The following is a 15,243-nucleotide window of genomic DNA, read 5'->3' as shown; positions in this document are numbered from 1 at the left end:
TTAATCCGGGTGCTATTTCTTTGCTTTTGCCAACTGTGCGCGGAGATTCGCCAGGTGGCTCTGGCCTTTCTGCATGCGCTCTTCCGCACTGACCACTTTACGCTCGCTTTCCCACTGTAAGTCATCCTGCGGCAACTCCAGCAGGAAACGACTGACTTCCGGGCGCACCAGCTCACCATACTGACGGCGTTCGCGGCACAGCGTAAAGGTCAGTTCTTTCTGCGCGCGCGTGATCCCTACATAAGCCAGACGGCGCTCCTCTTCGACGTTGTTCTCGTCAATACTGCTCTGATGCGGTAACAACCCTTCTTCCATACCCACCAGGAAAACGTAAGGGAACTCCAGGCCTTTAGAAGCGTGCAGCGTCATCAACTGGACCTGATCGGAATCTTCATCGCTTTCGCCACGTTCCATCATGTCACGCAGGGTGAAGCGCGTCACCACCTGGGTCAGCGTCATCGCTTCGTCAATATCACTGCCTTCCAGCATTTCCGTCATCCACTGGAACAAGGTATTGACGTTTTTCATGCGCATTTCAGCGGCTTTGGGGCTGGGCGACGTTTCAAAAAGCCAGCTCTCGTAATCAATACCCCGGATCAAATCACGAACCGCCGCTACAGGTTCACGTTCGGCCAGCCGGGCAATCTCCTGCAACCAGTGAGTAAAGCGCTGTAACGATTCCAGCCCGCGGCCGCTCAGCGTCTGCTCCAGACCCATATCAAAACTGGCGCTGAACAAGCTCTTGTTACGCTGCATGGCCCAGTCGCCCAGCTTTTGCAGGGTGGCTGAACCAATTTCGCGCCGTGGCGTGTTCACAATACGCATAAACGCACTGTCATCGTCAGCATTGGTCAGCACGCGCAGGTAGGCGAGCAGATCTTTGATCTCCGGGCGTGAGAAGAATGAGGTACCACCAGAGATACGATACGGGATGCGGTTTTGCATCAGCATCTTTTCGAACACCCGCGACTGATGGTTACCACGATAGAGAATGGCGTAATCTTTGTAGCCGGTTTTGTTGATGAAGTGATGGGCAATCAACTCCCCGGTCACGCGTTCTGCTTCATGATCCTCATGGTTAGCCGTGATCACTTTTAGCTCGGCGCCATACCCCAGCTCAGAGAACAGGCGCTTTTCAAACACATGTGGGTTATTGGCGATCAGGATATTCGCGGCTTTCAGGATGCGTTCGGAAGAGCGGTAGTTCTGCTCCAGTTTAATCACCTGTAGCGCCGGGAAATCCTCCTGCAGCAGCACCAGGTTTTGTGGCCGTGCCCCGCGCCAGGAGTATATTGACTGATCGTCGTCCCCTACCACGGTGAAGCGTGCCCGGTTACCCACTAACAGTTTAACCAGCTCATACTGACTGGTGTTGGTATCCTGATATTCATCCACCAGCAAATAGCGTATGCGTTGCTGCCAGCGCTCGCGAACCTCGAGATTACGCTGGAACAACAGCGTGGGCAGCAGGATCAGATCGTCGAAGTCCAGCACGTTGCACGATTTAAGGTGTCTGTCATACAGCGCATAGCAATGTGCAAAGAGCTTATCGCGTTCGGACAGCGCCCCCGCTGCCGCACGCGAGGGATCCATCAGATCGTTTTTCCAGTTCGAGATCGTTGAGACCAGCTGTTGCAGCAGGGTTTTATCATTTTCCAGCCACTCTTCCGTCAGATCTTTGAGTAATGCCAGCTGGTCCTGATCGTCAAACAGCGAAAATTTGGCTTTCATGCCCAGCGCAGCATATTCGCGCTTGATAATCTCCAGACCCAAGGTATGGAAGGTCGAAATCATCAGTCCGCGTGCTTCTTTACGGCCAAGGGTTTGTGCCACACGCTCTTTCATCTCACGCGACGCTTTATTGGTAAACGTCACTGCGGCGATATGGCGTGCCTGATAGCCACACTCGCGGATCAGATGGGCAATTTTGTTGGTGATCACGCGTGTTTTACCCGAACCGGCACCAGCCAGTACCAGACAAGGCCCGGTAACAAATTCGACGGCGTGTTGCTGACCAGGATTAAGACGCATAGATAAGTCACTCAATGAAATTGCAGAGGGAAGAAAATAACAGCGTGGTAGTATAGCCAGCCAAATCCCTATGACTCAAGGTAACATCATGGCAAAAATGGCAGCAGCACTGCACATTCTGGTAAAAGAAGAGAAACTGGCTCAGGATCTGTTAGCCCAGCTGGCAGAAGGTGCCGATTTTGAGAAGCTGGCAAAGAAACACTCGACCTGTCCGTCAGGTAAGAAAGGCGGCCATTTAGGCGAGTTCAAACAAGGTGCAATGGTGCCGGCGTTCGATAAAGTGGTGTTCTCCTGCCCACTGATCGAGCCACAGGGCCCGCTGCATACCCAGTTCGGTTACCACATCATTAAGGTGTTGTACCGTAACTAATGAAAAAAGCGCCGTCAGGCGCTTTTTTTTCGGGCAGATCGTCGATCCGCCCCTGGAGGTACTGCACGTCATTAACCTGCGACAGCGATACGCTTCATATCGGTCATGTAGCCACGCAGTTTACGGCCTACCGTTTCGATGTCGTGGTTGCGGATGGCTTCGTTCACATCACGCAGCTGCGCATTATCAACGGTGGTCGCAGTGTTCACTGCTTTACCCAGATCGCCTGCCTGCAGAGTGGTCATGAACTCTTTCAGCAGCGGTACTGCTGCGTAAGAGAACAGGTAGTTACCGTATTCTGCAGTATCAGAGATAACCACGTTCATTTCATACAGACGCTTACGTGCGATGGTGTTCGCAATCAGCGGCAGCTCGTGCAGTGATTCGTAGTAAGCAGACTCTTCGATGATGCCAGCAGCCACCATGGTTTCGAATGCCAGCTCAACGCCCGCTTTCACCATGGCAATCATCACAACGCCCTGGTCGAAGTAATCCTGCTCGGCAATTTTACCTTCAAACTGTGCAGCGGTTTCGAAGGCGGTTTTACCGGTCTCTTCACGCCAGCCCAGCAGGTTTTTGTCGTCGTTCGCCCAGTCAGCCATCATGCCGGAAGAGAACTCACCGGAGATGATGTCATCCATGTGCTTCTGGAACAGCGGTGCCATGATGGTTTTCAGCTGTTCAGACAGTGCGAAAGCACGCAGTTTTGCCGGGTTAGACAGGCGATCCATCATCAGAGTGATACCACCCTGCTTCAGTGCTTCAGTGATGGTTTCCCAGCCGAACTGAATCAGTTTTTCTGCATAAGGTGCATCGGTGCCTTCAGCGACCAGTTTGTCGAAGCACAGCAGTGAACCAGCCTGCAACATACCACACAGGATAGTCTGCTCACCCATCAGGTCAGATTTCACTTCCGCAACAAAGGAAGACTCCAGCACACCCGCACGGTGGCCACCGGTCGCTGCTGCCCAGGCTTTAGCAATCGCCATGCCTTCGCCTTTCGGGTCATTTTCCGGGTGAACTGCGATCAGCGTCGGTACGCCGAAACCACGTTTGTACTCTTCACGGACTTCAGTACCCGGACATTTCGGCGCTACCATCACAACGGTGATGTCTTTACGTACCTGCTCACCCACTTCAACGATGTTGAAGCCATGAGAGTAGCCCAGTGCAGCACCGTCTTTCATCAGCGGCTGAACAGCCTGAACAACAGAGGTGTGCTGTTTGTCCGGCGTCAGGTTAACCACCAGGTCTGCCTGCGGGATCAGTTCTTCGTAAGTACCCACTTTGAAGCCGTTTTCGGTCGCTTTACGCCATGAAGCACGTTTCTCAGCAATCGCTTCAGCACGCAGAGCATAGGCAATATCCAGGCCAGAGTCGCGCATGTTCAAACCCTGGTTCAGGCCCTGAGCACCACAACCAACGATGACGACTTTTTTGCCTTTCAGGTAGCTGGCTTCATCAGCGAATTCTTCGCGAGCCATAAAGCGGCATTTACCTAATTGCGCCAGCTGGTTGCGCAGGTTCAAAGTGTTGAAATAGTTAGCCATGGGGTACTCCGTATGAGGTTGTGTTCGCATTATTGTTTGTTGTCGGGGTAGGTTATTTCCTTACCCTCAATAGACCTTATCATATGACAGGAAATGCGTTGCTGAAATTGATATATTAACAACGTGACATTGCATATTTTGCAACATAAGAATGAGGCCTGACTCTGATGGATTTGCGTGACCTGAAATTGTTTCTACATCTGGCTGAAAGCCGCCATTTCGGGCGCAGTGCGCGGGCGATGCATGTCAGTCCTTCCACGCTCTCACGCCAAATCCAGCGATTGGAAGAAGACCTTGGCCAGACGTTATTCTTGCGTGATAACCGCACTGTCACCCTGACCGATGCCGGAGAGCGCCTGCGTCAGTTTGCCCAGCAGACGCTGCTACAGTACCAGCAGATGCGGCACGCGATGGGCCAGAACGGCCCGTCACTCAGCGGTGAGATGAAAATGTTCTGCTCGGTGACGGCCGCTTACAGCCATCTGCCACCCATTCTCGATCGCTTTCGTGCCGAGCATCCGCTGGTCGAAATCAAACTCACCACGGGCGATGCTGCCGACGCGGTGGAAAAAGTGCAGTCTAACGAAGTGGATATTGCCATCGCCGGACGGCCGGAAACGCTGCCCACCAGCATCGGTTTTACCCCGCTGGGGTTAATCCCGCTGGTGTTAATCGCCCCGGCACTGCCCTGTCCGGTACGGGCTCAGGCGACGCAACCGCAACCCGACTGGGCGCAAATTCCGTTTATTCTCCCCGCTCAGGGCCCTTCGCGGCGGCGTATTGATCTCTGGTTCCGTCATCGTCATATCGCCAATCCCCAGATTTATGCGACGGTGTCCGGCCATGAGGCGATTGTGTCAATGGTCGCGCTGGGCTGTGGTATTGCCCTGCTGCCGGATGTGGTGCTGGAGAATAGCCCGGAACCGATACGCAATCGTATTCTGGAACTGGAAGATGTGGAGATGGTGGCGCCGTTTGAGTTGGGCGTTTGCGTACAAAAAAAGCGGCTCAGTGAGCCGCTTATTGATGCTTTCTGGAAATTGCTTTAACCAGCCAGGAAGAAACGGAAAGCCGGGTTATGCGTTTCATCGTGGAAATCATAACCGAGTGCCGCCAGATGCTCTTCAAACTTCGGTTCACTGTCGCTCAGTTCAAACGCCGCCAGCACGCGGCCATAGTCCGTGCCGTGGCTGCGATAGTGGAACAGCGAGATATTCCAGTGGGTACCCAGTGTTTGCAGGAAACGAAGCAGCGCACCGGGCGCCTCCGGAAATTCAAAGCTGAACAGCTTTTCACGTAATGGCTTTGACGGACGCCCGCCCACCATATAACGCACATGCAGCTTCGCCATCTCGTCATCGGAGAGATCCACCACCTTGTAACCCCCTTCTGACAACAGCGTCAGAATCTCCTCACGCTCGGATAATCCGCGCGTCAGTCGTACACCGACGAAAATACAGGCATCGTCTGCGTTGGCGTAACGGTAGTTGAATTCGGTGACCGAGCGGCCACCCAGCAGCTGACAGAAACGCAGGAAGCTGCCCTGTTGCTCTGGGATCGTCACCGCCAGCAGCGCTTCGCGTTGTTCTCCCAGTTCACAGCGCTCTGATACATAGCGCAAACCGTGGAAGTTAACGTTAGCACCGGACAGCACATGCGCCAGACGTTCACCCTGGATCTGGTGCTGCTGGATGTACTTCTTCATACCCGCCAGTGCCAGTGCGCCCGAAGGCTCCGCCACTGCACGCACATCGTCAAACAGGTCTTTCATCGCGGCACAGATCGCATCGCTGTCGACGGTAATGATGTCGTCAAGATACTCCTGGCAAAGACGGAAGGTTTCGCTGCCGATCCGCTTCACCGCCACCCCTTCGGCAAACAGCCCGACGCGTGGCAGATCGACCGGATGCCCGGCATCCAGCGCGGCTTTCAGACAGGCTGAATCGGCCGCTTCCACCGCAATCACTTTGATCTGCGGCATCAGTTGTTTGATCAACACCGCAACACCTGCCGCCAGCCCGCCGCCGCCCACCGGCACGAACACACGATCCAGATGCGCATCTTGTTGCAGCAGTTCCATCGCCAGCGTGCCTTGCCCGGCGATCACCATCGGATGGTCGAACGGTGGCACGAAGGTGTAACCCTGCTGCTCAGACAGCTCAATGGCTTTGGCTTTGGCCTCGTCAAAGTTGGCCCCAAACAGATAAACCTCACCGCCAAACGCCCGCACAGCATCCACTTTGATATCGGCCGTTGCCACTGGCATCACAATCAGAGACTTAATCCCCAGCTTGCTGGATGACAGCGCCACACCCTGCGCGTGGTTGCCGGCAGATGCTGTAATCACACCACAGGCTTTCTGCTCTGCGTTCAGCCCGGCGATCATCGCATAGGCGCCGCGCAGCTTGAAACTGTGGACCGGCTGGCGATCTTCGCGTTTCACCAGAATCGTATTACCGAGACGCGCGGAGATCTTTTCCATCTTCTGCAACGGGGTCACCTGTGCAGCTTCGTACACCGGCGCACGCAGCACGGCCCGCAGATACTCTGCGCCCGTGGGCTGGTCGGATAGCGGTTGAGATTCAGCCATGTTGGTTAGCCTCCCAGCTTACTCTTGTCACGGACGGCACCTTTATCGGCGCTGGTTGCCAGAGTGGCATAAGCGCGCAGTGCGAAGGAAACCTGACGCTCACGGCCGTGTGGCGTATAGGCCTGATCGCCACGAGCATCCTCTTCCAGACGACGGGCAGCCAGTTCATTCTCTGGTACCGCCAGTTGGATGCCACGATTCGGGATATCAATGTCGATGATATCGCCATCTTTGACCAGCGCGATGGTCCCGCCGCTGGCCGCTTCCGGTGAGGCATGACCGATTGAGAGACCGGAGGTACCGCCAGAGAAACGCCCATCGGTGATCAACGCACAGGCTTTACCGAGACCCATGGATTTCAGATAGGTGGTTGGGTAGAGCATTTCCTGCATACCCGGCCCCCCTTTTGGTCCTTCGTAGCGGATCACCACAACGTCACCAGCAACCACTTTGCCGCCAAGAATGGCAGAAACAGCATCATCCTGGCTTTCATACACTTTTGCCGGACCACTGAACACCAGGCTGCCTTCATCCACACCGGCTGTTTTCACAATACAGCCGTTTTCAGCAATGTTGCCATACAGTACGGCCAGACCACCGTCCTGACTGAAGGCGAACTCGCGTGAACGAATACAGCCTTCCTGGCGATCGTCATCTAACGTGTCCCAGCGAGTGTCCTGCGAGAACGCCTGCGTGGTACGAATACCTGCCGGGCCAGCGCGGAACATCTTTTTCACGGCTTCATCTTTGGTCAGCATGATGTCGTACTGATCCAGCGTTTCACGCAGGCTCAGTCCGAGGATATTACGTACGCTGTTGTCCAGCAATCCGGCACGGTCCAGTTCACCAAGGATGCCCAGTACGCCACCGGCACGGTGTACGTCTTCCATATGGTATTTTTGGGTACTTGGTGCCACTTTACACAGGTGTGGAACCAGGCGGGAAAGACGGTCAATGTCAGAGATATCGAAATCGATTTCGCCTTCCTGTGCGGCAGCCAGCAGATGCAGAACGGTGTTGGTTGAGCCGCCCATAGCAATATCCAGCGTGATGGCGTTTTCGAACGCCGCTTTGCTGGCAATACTGCGTGGCAGTGCGGTTTCATCATCCTGCTCGTAGTAACGCTTGGTCAGCGCAACAATACGACGGCCCGCATTCAGGAACAGCTCTTTACGGTCAGCGTGCGTTGCCAGCAGCGAGCCGTTGCCCGGTTGTGACAGACCCAGCGCTTCGGTCAGGCAGTTCATCGAGTTGGCGGTGAACATACCGGAACAGGAGCCGCAGGTCGGACAGGCAGAACGTTCAATCTGGTCGCTCTCCGCATCGCTGACGTTCGGGTTAGCGCCCTGAATCATCGCATCGACGAGATCGAGTTTAATAATTTTGTCGGACAGTTTGGTCTTACCGGCTTCCATCGGACCGCCGGAGACGAAGATCACCGGAATGTTCAGGCGCAGTGACGCCATCAACATTCCCGGGGTGATTTTGTCACAGTTGGAAATACAGACCATGGCGTCAGCGCAGTGCGCATTGACCATGTACTCCACGGAGTCCGCAATCAACTCACGTGACGGCAGAGAATAGAGCATCCCGCCGTGGCCCATAGCGATACCATCATCCACCGCAATGGTATTGAACTCTTTCGCCACGCCGCCAGAAGCTTCGATCTCTTCAGCAACCAGTTTCCCCAAATCGCGCAGATGAACGTGACCCGGCACGAACTGCGTGAAGGAGTTAACCACCGCAATGATCGGCTTACCGAAATCATCATCGGTCATTCCTGTGGCGCGCCACAGGGCACGGGCACCGGCCATATTACGGCCGTGGGTGGTGGTGGCGGAACGATACTTAGGCATGCTCTTTACTCCAGAAATCAGATAGTGCGCGGGCATCAAATGATGCCCGCGAAAAGTATTTTTTGTTATGGGTTAACCGGATCCAACCAGCCCCATTTGTCTTCCGTTTCGCCAGTGAACAGACCAAAGAATGCAGACTGAATACGCTCGGTCACCGGACCACGCTTGCCTTCGCCAACCTGAATACCGTCGACGCTGCGTACCGGGGTGATTTCCGCTGCGGTGCCTGACATGAACACTTCGTCAGCCAGATACAGAGATTCACGAGACAGCACCTGCTCACGGACTTCAATACCCATATCCTGCGCCAGTTTGATGATGGCGTCACGAGTAATCCCAGGCAGAGCGGAAGAGGTGAACGGCGGCGTGAACAGGATGCCGTCTTTGACTTCAAACAGGTTCTCACCTGCACCTTCAGAGATGTAGCCCTGAGTATCCAGCGCGATGCCTTCCTGGTAACCGTGGCGGCGTGCTTCGCTACCGACCAGCAGAGAAGAAAGGTAGTTACCACCGGCTTTCGCTGCGGTTGGCAGCGTGTTAGGCGCGACACGGTTCCATGAAGACACCATGGCATCAATACCCTGCTCCAGCGCTTCAGCACCCAGATAGGCGCCCCATGGGAAGGCCGCGATGATCACATCCGTTTCGTAGCCGTCCGGCGGGTTAACACCCAGACCAACGTCACCCACGAAGACTAATGGACGAATATAGGCGCTTTTAAGGTTGTTCTTGCGCAGTGTGGCGCGGCAGGCTTCCATCAACTCATCAACACTCAGGCTGACCGGGAAACGGTAGATTTTTGCAGAATCGCGCAGGCGCTGCATATGTTCACGATGGCGGAAGACTACTGGTCCTTTATGCGAGTCATAGCAACGTACGCCTTCAAACACTGAAGTGCCGTAGTGCAGTGCATGGGACATCACGCTGACCTTTGCGTCTTCCCATTTTACCATCTCGCCGTTGAACCAGATAAAGTCTGCTTTCTTCGTCATTCTTGTTTCCTTGCGCGCTTATGCGCGGATTTGTTGTGTTGTTTGTTGTTGGATCTGAACGCATGCAACGTCCATCAATTTACTTAACTGCGTTGACAGTAAATCGACAGAGCGCTGGCTGGCAACGGTCATCTCAATATTAATATTGTCAGTATTGACCAGCGACGCCATGTTCATTGAGCACACCTGGAAGCCACGGTGACGAACGACGCGCAAAATGCGTTCCAGTATTTCCGGGCGAAAGCGTGCTTCTATAGACAATTGATGCTGTTTCATGAAGTCTTCTCCATCATATTTTCGTTGCTGGCGCCCGGTGGTACCAGAGGCCAAACGTTCTCATGCTCATCAATCGCGACGTGGAGCATGTATGGCCCTTCACTGTGCAGCAAAGCGTCTAATGCGGCGTCGACCTGATCTTTACGGGTAATGCGCTGGCCAGGAATGCCAAATGCACTGGCCAGGATGAGAAAATCGGGGTTATCTGAAAGATTCGTTTCGCTGTAACGCTCTTCGAAGAACAACTGCTGCCACTGGCGTACCATCCCCAGGCGTTGGTTATCCATCAAAACGATTTTTACCGGCAGCTGTTTACGCTTAACGGTGCCCAGCTCCTGGACATTCATCATAAAGGAGCCATCTCCCGAGACGCAGATGACGGTGTCATCTGGACGGGCAACCTGCGCACCCACGGCTGCGGGCAGGCCGAAGCCCATCGTGCCCAGACCGCTGGAGGTGATGAAATTCTCCGGACGGTTAAAACTCATATGCTGTGCAGCCCACATCTGGTGCTGGCCCACATCGGTAGTCACTACCGCACTTTGCGGTTTACGATCTGATAACTGTTTTAAAAACAGCGGAGCAAAAATCGCCTCGCCGGGATGATCATAGCGCCAGCCATGATCGGCTTTCAGCGCTTTCACTTCATCACGCCATGCGCTGATGGATACTGGCTGATACAAATCAGGCAACAGCTTATTAAGATCGCCCTGTAAGCCAACATGTGCACGGCGCAGTTTATGCAGCTCGGCAGGGTCAATATCCAGATGGATCACACTGGCATGCGGCGCGAAGGTGTCGAGTTTTCCGGTGACGCGGTCATCAAAGCGCGCCCCGACAGCGATCAGCAGGTCACACTGCTGCACAGCCAGGTTGGCCGCTTTGGTACCGTGCATGCCCAGCATACCCAGGTAGCATTCGTCATCAGCATCCGGTGTGCCCAGACCTTTCAACGTTGCGACAGTGGGAATTCCCGTTTCTTTCGCAAAAGCACGCAACGCATGTACAGCATCAGCCATACCCACGCCACCGCCCACATACAGAATCGGCTTCTTCGCCAGCGCCAGCAGATTACGCGCCTGCTGTAATTCCGCGTGAGGATGTGCCATTTCCTGTTCAACTGGCAGCAGATGGGCGGCCAGATCGCCGCTCGCTAACTGGATATCCTTAGGAATATCAACCAGTACTGGGCCAGGCCGACCTGATTTCGCAATGGCAAAAGCTTCGGCCATCACCACCGGCAGTTCATCAAGGGATTCAACGAGGAAGCTGTGTTTGGTGCAGGCCAGCGACAGGCCGAGAACATCAATTTCCTGGAAAGCATCCGTCCCCATCACGGCAGAAGAGACCTGCCCGGTAATGGCGACGATAGGAACAGAGTCCAGCATGGCATCTGCCAGCCCGGTGATCAGATTGGTGGCACCCGGCCCGGAAGTGGCGATACAGACGCCGACTTTACCGGTTGCACGAGCAAAGCCGATAGCGGCCATCGCTGCACCCTGCTCGTGGCGGCACAGTAGGTGTTCGACACCGCCGTCATAGAGCGCGTCATAGACCGGCATGATTGCACCACCCGGGTAGCCGAAAACTGTTTCGACTCCCTGTGCACGCAAAGCTTGAACCACCCACTGAGCACCATTCATAGTTATTCCCCCGCCTCTCGCTGGGAACAACAGCATTTTATGCTACTGTTCATATTCTGTTCCTCTGTCGTTGATACCTTGCCAAAAAAAAACCCCCGGACCTTTCGGTGCGGGGGTTCTTTCGAAATCAGGCTTGATTTTTAAGCCTTTCTTTCTCCGAGCGTAGCCCCGCACGGCGTGATAATAATCACGACGACGCTAATGACGACTAGGCTAATGACTCGTAGAAGGGCTTTCATTTGAATTCTTTTAGTTCGCTTGTTCGAAGTAATGCCTACAGAGTTATCACAGTTATCAGCATTAATTCAACTTTTTTCATCACTTTATTTTATGACCGCTGACGCAAATCCAGAAAAAACTATTGTTATTCAGTTAATAAGGAAAAATTGAATTTTTTTCATCACTCACGGCGCGTGACTGCTTTATTTCCACATAGTGAAAATGTTCGGGGCAGATCGCACGAAGATGTCTTCCGCAGTCGAGCTGATGAAATTCATTACGGCGCAGCATACAAATTCCTGATGTCATCCTCGTCAGAGGCAAATCGACAGTGCACAGTAGCGAATACAAGGAGTGTCTATGTCGCTATCTGTTGCCAATACCCGTGCCGCATTGGGCATTCAGGCGCCGCTGGTGTCTGTTGAAGTTCACCTGAGTAATGGCCTGCCCGCTTTGTCACTGGTTGGTCTGCCCGAAACGACAGTTAAAGAAGCCCGGGACCGGGTGCGCAGCGCCATCATTAACAGCGGTTTCACCTTTCCTGCAAAACGCATTACCGTCAATCTTGCCCCCGCCGATCTCCCGAAAGAAGGCGGCAGGTATGACTTGCCTATCGCTATAGCCATCCTGGCAGCTTCAGAGCAGATTCCTGCGGCGAAACTTGCCGGGTATGAGTTCCTCGGTGAGTTAGCCCTCAACGGCGCGCTACGTGGCGTACAGGGCTCAATTCCTGCAGCCGTTGCGGCACTCAATGCAGGAAGGCAACTCATCCTCTCAGCGGATAACCAAAATGATGTTGGCCTTATCCAGCACGGGAAAAGTTTAATCGCCAGCCATCTTCTTGAGGTCTGTGCTTTCCTGCATGGCAGAACGCAGCTTGAAGAAGCCCAGAGCAACGACCTGGTCTGTCTGTCGCACGTTACAGGGGATTTAAACGAGATTATCGGCCAGCAGCAGGCCAAGCGCGCACTGGAGGTAACAGCAGCCGGTGGGCACAACCTGCTCTTAATTGGCCCACCCGGCACGGGGAAGACGATGCTCGCCTCACGGTTGAACGGTCTGATGCCGCCTCTAAGCGATCGTGAGGCCCTGGAGAGTGCCAGCGTAGCCAGTCTGCTAGGCAGTGGCGATCTGCACCGTCAGTGGCGCCAGAGGCCATTCCGTTCCCCTCATCACAGTTCATCTCTGTATGCTCTTGTCGGCGGTGGTTCACTGCCTAAGCCAGGTGAGATTTCCCTTGCCCACAACGGCATACTGTTTCTTGATGAGCTTCCGGAGTTTGAACGCCGCGCATTGGATGCACTGCGTGAACCGCTTGAATCAGGGGAGATCAGTATTTCGCGGGCACGTGCCAAAATCACCTATCCGGCACGCTTTCAGCTGATCGCCGCAATGAACCCCAGCCCAACCGGGCATTATAGCGGCCCACATAATCGAAGTTCACCCCAGCAGACATTACGTTATCTCAGCCGTCTGTCTGGCCCTTTTCTCGATCGTTTTGATCTCTCTCTTGAAGTGCCGTTACTACCACCAGGGATGTTGAGTACACAACAGGGTAATGGAGAGTCCAGTCAGCAGGTGCGTGAACGTGTGCTGGCCGCACGGGAACGCCAGATCAATCGCTGCGGCAAAGTGAATGCGGTAATGAACAACAACGATATCAAGGCATGCTGTACACTTACGCCTGAGGATGCTCAATGGCTGGAGCAAGTGCTGAACCAACTGGGGCTGTCAGTGCGGGCATGGCAACGTTTGCTGAAGGTGGCACGTACGATTGCCGATCTGGCAGGGGAGAACGAGGTTAGCAGGGAGCATTTAACGGAAGCCGTTAGTTACCGAGGGATCGACCGCCTGCTGATTCATCTGCATAACAGCCTGCAGTAGGGAAATGAAAAAGGGGCCGAAGCCCCTTTTTCTTAATCGTCACTATCCGTGTAGTCTTCAACGCCTTCCATCTGCGGTTTACCGCCGGACAGGGTATGGAAACGTTTAGGACGTTTAATTCGGGTCATATATTTTGACCAGACTTTTTCTGCCTCGGTTTGCGGCTCACGCACGCCCCGGCACACCTCAATGAACAGACGCTCTTCTTCCGTACCTGGCTCACGTTTTGCCAGGTCCAGTTCGTTGAAAGCGTAACCATAACGCTCAAGAAGTTGGGCTTCTTTGATGGTGAAATCACCGTGACGGGAGAACCCGCGAGGGTAATGTTTGTTATCAAAAAAACGATTCGTTGTTGCGAAGCTTTCCGCCATTTTACACGCTCCTAACTCATTTATGGCCGTGCTATTTATGGCGCGGAGTATTAGATAGGCTTGACAGAGTGTAAAACAAAACATTTAAATCATAACGACAAATGTTTTTTAGGAGATGGATGTGGATACGGAATTACTGAAAACCTTTCTTGAAGTGAGCAGAACTCGCCACTTTGGACGTGCCGCAGAAGCACTCTATCTCACGCAATCTGCTGTAAGTTTTCGCATCAGACAGCTTGAAAATCAGCTGGGAGTGAACCTTTTTACCCGCCATCGTAATAACATCAGACTGACGTCTGCAGGGGAGCGTTTGCTGCCCTATGCAGAGAGCCTGATGAGCACATGGCTGATGGCTAAGAAAGAGGTAGCGCACACTCAGCAACATCACGAGCTGTCGATCGGGGCCAGTGCTTCTCTGTGGGAGGCTTATCTGACACCCTGGCTGCAAACGCTGTATGAGAACCGTGAGAGCTTACATCTGGAAGCGCGTGTTGCGCAGCGTCATTTGCTGGTTAAACAGCTACATGAGAGACAACTTGACCTGCTTATTACGACCGAAGCCCCCAAAATGGATGAGCTGACCAGTCAGCAAATTGGCCATATTTCACTGACTCTTTTCCGGTCAAAAAAATCCGAGAAAAAGGAGAAATATGATTACATTAAGTTGGAATGGGGTGCTGATTTTCATCAACATGAAAGTTATCTTGCCGGCGCTGATGATGTTCCGGTACTAACAACAACCTCAGCACATTTGGCCAGGCAACTGCTGCATACCACTGGGGCCTGTGCATTTTTACCGGATGTGTGGGGGAAAGAGTACAGCGATCTGCTAGTCATCCCTGATACCGCTGTCGCATCCAGACCGCTGTATGCGGTATGGCTACAAAACAGCGATCAGCAGGCATATATCCGACAACTCATTAAGTCTCCGGTCAATATAAGAGCATAAAGCGTATAAATAACCATCGAATCGGACCAGCTTGCTGGTCCTTTTTTATGCTTTTAAGATGATTGCAGGGGTAACATGGCAGGAATTTTAGACAAAAAAAATCCTTTGCCGAAGCAAAGGATTGTTTTTATTTGGCAGGGGCGGAGAGATTCGAACTCGCGACACCCGGTTTTGGAGACCGGTGCTCTACCAACTGAGCTACGCCCCTAAATTATGCTTAACATTATGCCTGCTAAATTTAGCAGGCATAATTTTTAATAATTGGCGGAACGGACGGGGCTCGAACCCGCGACCCCCTGCGTGACAGGCAGGTATTCTAACCAACTGAACTACCGCTCCACCGGTCCTTACACTCACATCAGAAAACGTCTGATACAAGTTTGTTCCTGTTATTTTCCTTGTCAGGGGAAAAGGAACTAATTTGATGCCTGGCAGTTCCCTACTCTCGCATGGGGAGACCCCACACTACCATCGGCGCTACGGCGTTTCACTTCTGAGTTCGGCATGGGGTC

At 53.5% G+C, this 15,243-nt stretch carries 14 protein-coding genes, 2 tRNA genes and 1 rRNA gene; 4 read left to right on the top strand and 13 right to left on the bottom strand.

All coding sequences use genetic code 11. The annotated features are described in order from the left end of the window. Nucleotides 1-12 precede the first annotated feature (12 nt). The gene (gene rep / locus HHI26_RS23120; RefSeq protein WP_133846874.1) at nt 13-2,031 is read right to left on the bottom strand and encodes a DNA helicase Rep; all 2,019 of its coding nucleotides are present in this window, start codon (nt 2,029-2,031) and stop codon (nt 13-15) included. Nucleotides 2,032-2,119: 88 nt separating this feature from the next. Here rep and ppiC point away from each other — a divergent pair, with 88 nt between their 5' ends. Next, the gene (gene ppiC / locus HHI26_RS23115) at nt 2,120-2,401 is read left to right on the top strand and encodes a peptidylprolyl isomerase PpiC (RefSeq protein WP_133846875.1); all 282 of its coding nucleotides are present in this window, start codon (nt 2,120-2,122) and stop codon (nt 2,399-2,401) included. A 71-nt stretch (nt 2,402-2,472) separates the two neighbouring features. Here ppiC and ilvC read toward each other — a convergent pair whose 3' ends face one another. Beyond that, nucleotides 2,473-3,951, bottom strand: coding sequence for a ketol-acid reductoisomerase (gene ilvC, locus HHI26_RS23110; RefSeq protein WP_133846876.1), 1,479 nt, complete (start codon nt 3,949-3,951; stop codon nt 2,473-2,475). A gap of 167 nt (nt 3,952-4,118) precedes the next feature. Between ilvC and ilvY the strand changes: the two genes are divergently transcribed. Continuing rightward, nucleotides 4,119-5,000 carry an HTH-type transcriptional activator IlvY gene (ilvY, locus tag HHI26_RS23105; RefSeq protein WP_133846877.1) on the top strand — a complete coding sequence of 294 codons (882 nt, stop codon included), beginning with the start codon at nt 4,119-4,121 and terminating at the stop codon, nt 4,998-5,000. On the opposite strand, the gene ilvA is transcribed toward ilvY, so the two are convergent. The 7 genes from ilvA to HHI26_RS23070 form a co-directional block, all read right to left on the bottom strand. Then, a complete protein-coding gene (gene ilvA / locus HHI26_RS23100; RefSeq protein ID WP_133846878.1) occupies nt 4,997-6,541 on the bottom strand; it encodes a threonine ammonia-lyase, biosynthetic in 1,545 nt (514 codons plus the stop codon). The two genes, ilvY and ilvA, sit on opposite strands and share 4 nt — an antisense overlap. Nucleotides 6,542-6,546: 5 nt before the next feature. Then, on the bottom strand, nt 6,547-8,397 hold the full coding sequence (gene ilvD / locus HHI26_RS23095; RefSeq protein WP_133846879.1) for a dihydroxy-acid dehydratase: 1,851 nt from the start codon (nt 8,395-8,397) through the stop codon (nt 6,547-6,549). A gap of 65 nt (nt 8,398-8,462) precedes the next feature. Then, nucleotides 8,463-9,389: a branched-chain amino acid transaminase gene (locus HHI26_RS23090; RefSeq protein WP_133846880.1), complete on the bottom strand. Its 927-nt coding sequence runs from the start codon at nt 9,387-9,389 to the stop codon at nt 8,463-8,465. Between the two features lie 18 nt (nt 9,390-9,407). Further along, on the bottom strand, nt 9,408-9,665 hold the full coding sequence (gene ilvM / locus HHI26_RS23085; protein ID WP_133846881.1) for an acetolactate synthase 2 small subunit: 258 nt from the start codon (nt 9,663-9,665) through the stop codon (nt 9,408-9,410). Continuing rightward, on the bottom strand, nt 9,662-11,308 hold the full coding sequence (gene ilvG / locus HHI26_RS23080; RefSeq protein ID WP_159338528.1) for an acetolactate synthase 2 catalytic subunit: 1,647 nt from the start codon (nt 11,306-11,308) through the stop codon (nt 9,662-9,664). The genes ilvM and ilvG overlap by 4 nt, the downstream gene beginning before the upstream one ends. Nucleotides 11,309-11,448: 140 nt before the next feature. Continuing rightward, complete coding sequence (gene ilvL, locus HHI26_RS23075) at nt 11,449-11,547, bottom strand: ilv operon leader peptide (RefSeq protein WP_105595116.1); 99 nt, start codon at nt 11,545-11,547, stop codon at nt 11,449-11,451. Between the two features lie 133 nt (nt 11,548-11,680). Continuing rightward, on the bottom strand, nt 11,681-11,818 hold the full coding sequence (locus tag HHI26_RS23070; protein ID WP_159338527.1) for a hypothetical protein: 138 nt from the start codon (nt 11,816-11,818) through the stop codon (nt 11,681-11,683). A 69-nt stretch (nt 11,819-11,887) separates the two neighbouring features. Between HHI26_RS23070 and HHI26_RS23065 the strand changes: the two genes are divergently transcribed. Further along, nucleotides 11,888-13,411, top strand: coding sequence for a YifB family Mg chelatase-like AAA ATPase (locus HHI26_RS23065; protein WP_167864774.1), 1,524 nt, complete (start codon nt 11,888-11,890; stop codon nt 13,409-13,411). Nucleotides 13,412-13,443: 32 nt separating this feature from the next. On the opposite strand, the gene HHI26_RS23060 is transcribed toward HHI26_RS23065, so the two are convergent. Then, a complete protein-coding gene (locus HHI26_RS23060) occupies nt 13,444-13,782 on the bottom strand; it encodes a DUF413 domain-containing protein (RefSeq protein ID WP_062749119.1) in 339 nt (112 codons plus the stop codon). Between the two features lie 121 nt (nt 13,783-13,903). Between HHI26_RS23060 and hdfR the strand changes: the two genes are divergently transcribed. Further along, nucleotides 13,904-14,731, top strand: coding sequence for an HTH-type transcriptional regulator HdfR (gene hdfR, locus HHI26_RS23055; RefSeq protein ID WP_133846884.1), 828 nt, complete (start codon nt 13,904-13,906; stop codon nt 14,729-14,731). Between the two features lie 132 nt (nt 14,732-14,863). Here the strand turns inward: hdfR and HHI26_RS23050 are convergent. The 3 genes from HHI26_RS23050 to rrf all read right to left on the bottom strand — a co-directional run. After that, a tRNA-Trp gene (locus HHI26_RS23050) sits at nt 14,864-14,939 on the bottom strand. Between the two features lie 54 nt (nt 14,940-14,993). Then, a tRNA-Asp gene (locus tag HHI26_RS23045) sits at nt 14,994-15,070 on the bottom strand. 87 nt (nt 15,071-15,157) lie between these two features. Beyond that, nucleotides 15,158-15,243 (bottom strand): 5S ribosomal RNA (gene rrf, locus HHI26_RS23040); the annotation flags it as partial.

Source organism: Erwinia sp. JH02, assembly GCF_013074405.1.
GTDB classification, from domain to species: domain Bacteria; phylum Pseudomonadota; class Gammaproteobacteria; order Enterobacterales; family Enterobacteriaceae; genus Erwinia; species Erwinia rhapontici.
This window is presented reverse-complemented; position numbering and strand designations above follow the sequence as displayed.

Bases quoted from the DNA above. Each gene is read 5' to 3' on its own strand.
- rep (WP_133846874.1), bottom strand. From the start codon at position 2,031: ATGCGTCTTAATCCTGGTCAGCAACACGCCGTCGAATTTGTTACCGGG.
- ppiC (WP_133846875.1), top strand. From the start codon at position 2,120: ATGGCAAAAATGGCAGCAGCACTGCACATTCTGGTAAAAGAAGAGAAA.
- ilvC (WP_133846876.1), bottom strand. From the start codon at position 3,951: ATGGCTAACTATTTCAACACTTTGAACCTGCGCAACCAGCTGGCGCAA.
- ilvY (WP_133846877.1), top strand. From the start codon at position 4,119: ATGGATTTGCGTGACCTGAAATTGTTTCTACATCTGGCTGAAAGCCGC.
- ilvA (WP_133846878.1), bottom strand. From the start codon at position 6,541: ATGGCTGAATCTCAACCGCTATCCGACCAGCCCACGGGCGCAGAGTAT.
- ilvD (WP_133846879.1), bottom strand. From the start codon at position 8,397: ATGCCTAAGTATCGTTCCGCCACCACCACCCACGGCCGTAATATGGCC.
- HHI26_RS23090 (WP_133846880.1), bottom strand. From the start codon at position 9,389: ATGACGAAGAAAGCAGACTTTATCTGGTTCAACGGCGAGATGGTAAAA.
- ilvM (WP_133846881.1), bottom strand. From the start codon at position 9,665: ATGAAACAGCATCAATTGTCTATAGAAGCACGCTTTCGCCCGGAAATA.
- ilvG (WP_159338528.1), bottom strand. From the start codon at position 11,308: ATGAATGGTGCTCAGTGGGTGGTTCAAGCTTTGCGTGCACAGGGAGTC.
- ilvL (WP_105595116.1), bottom strand. From the start codon at position 11,547: ATGAAAGCCCTTCTACGAGTCATTAGCCTAGTCGTCATTAGCGTCGTC.
- HHI26_RS23070 (WP_159338527.1), bottom strand. From the start codon at position 11,818: ATGCTGCGCCGTAATGAATTTCATCAGCTCGACTGCGGAAGACATCTT.
- HHI26_RS23065 (WP_167864774.1), top strand. From the start codon at position 11,888: ATGTCGCTATCTGTTGCCAATACCCGTGCCGCATTGGGCATTCAGGCG.
- HHI26_RS23060 (WP_062749119.1), bottom strand. From the start codon at position 13,782: ATGGCGGAAAGCTTCGCAACAACGAATCGTTTTTTTGATAACAAACAT.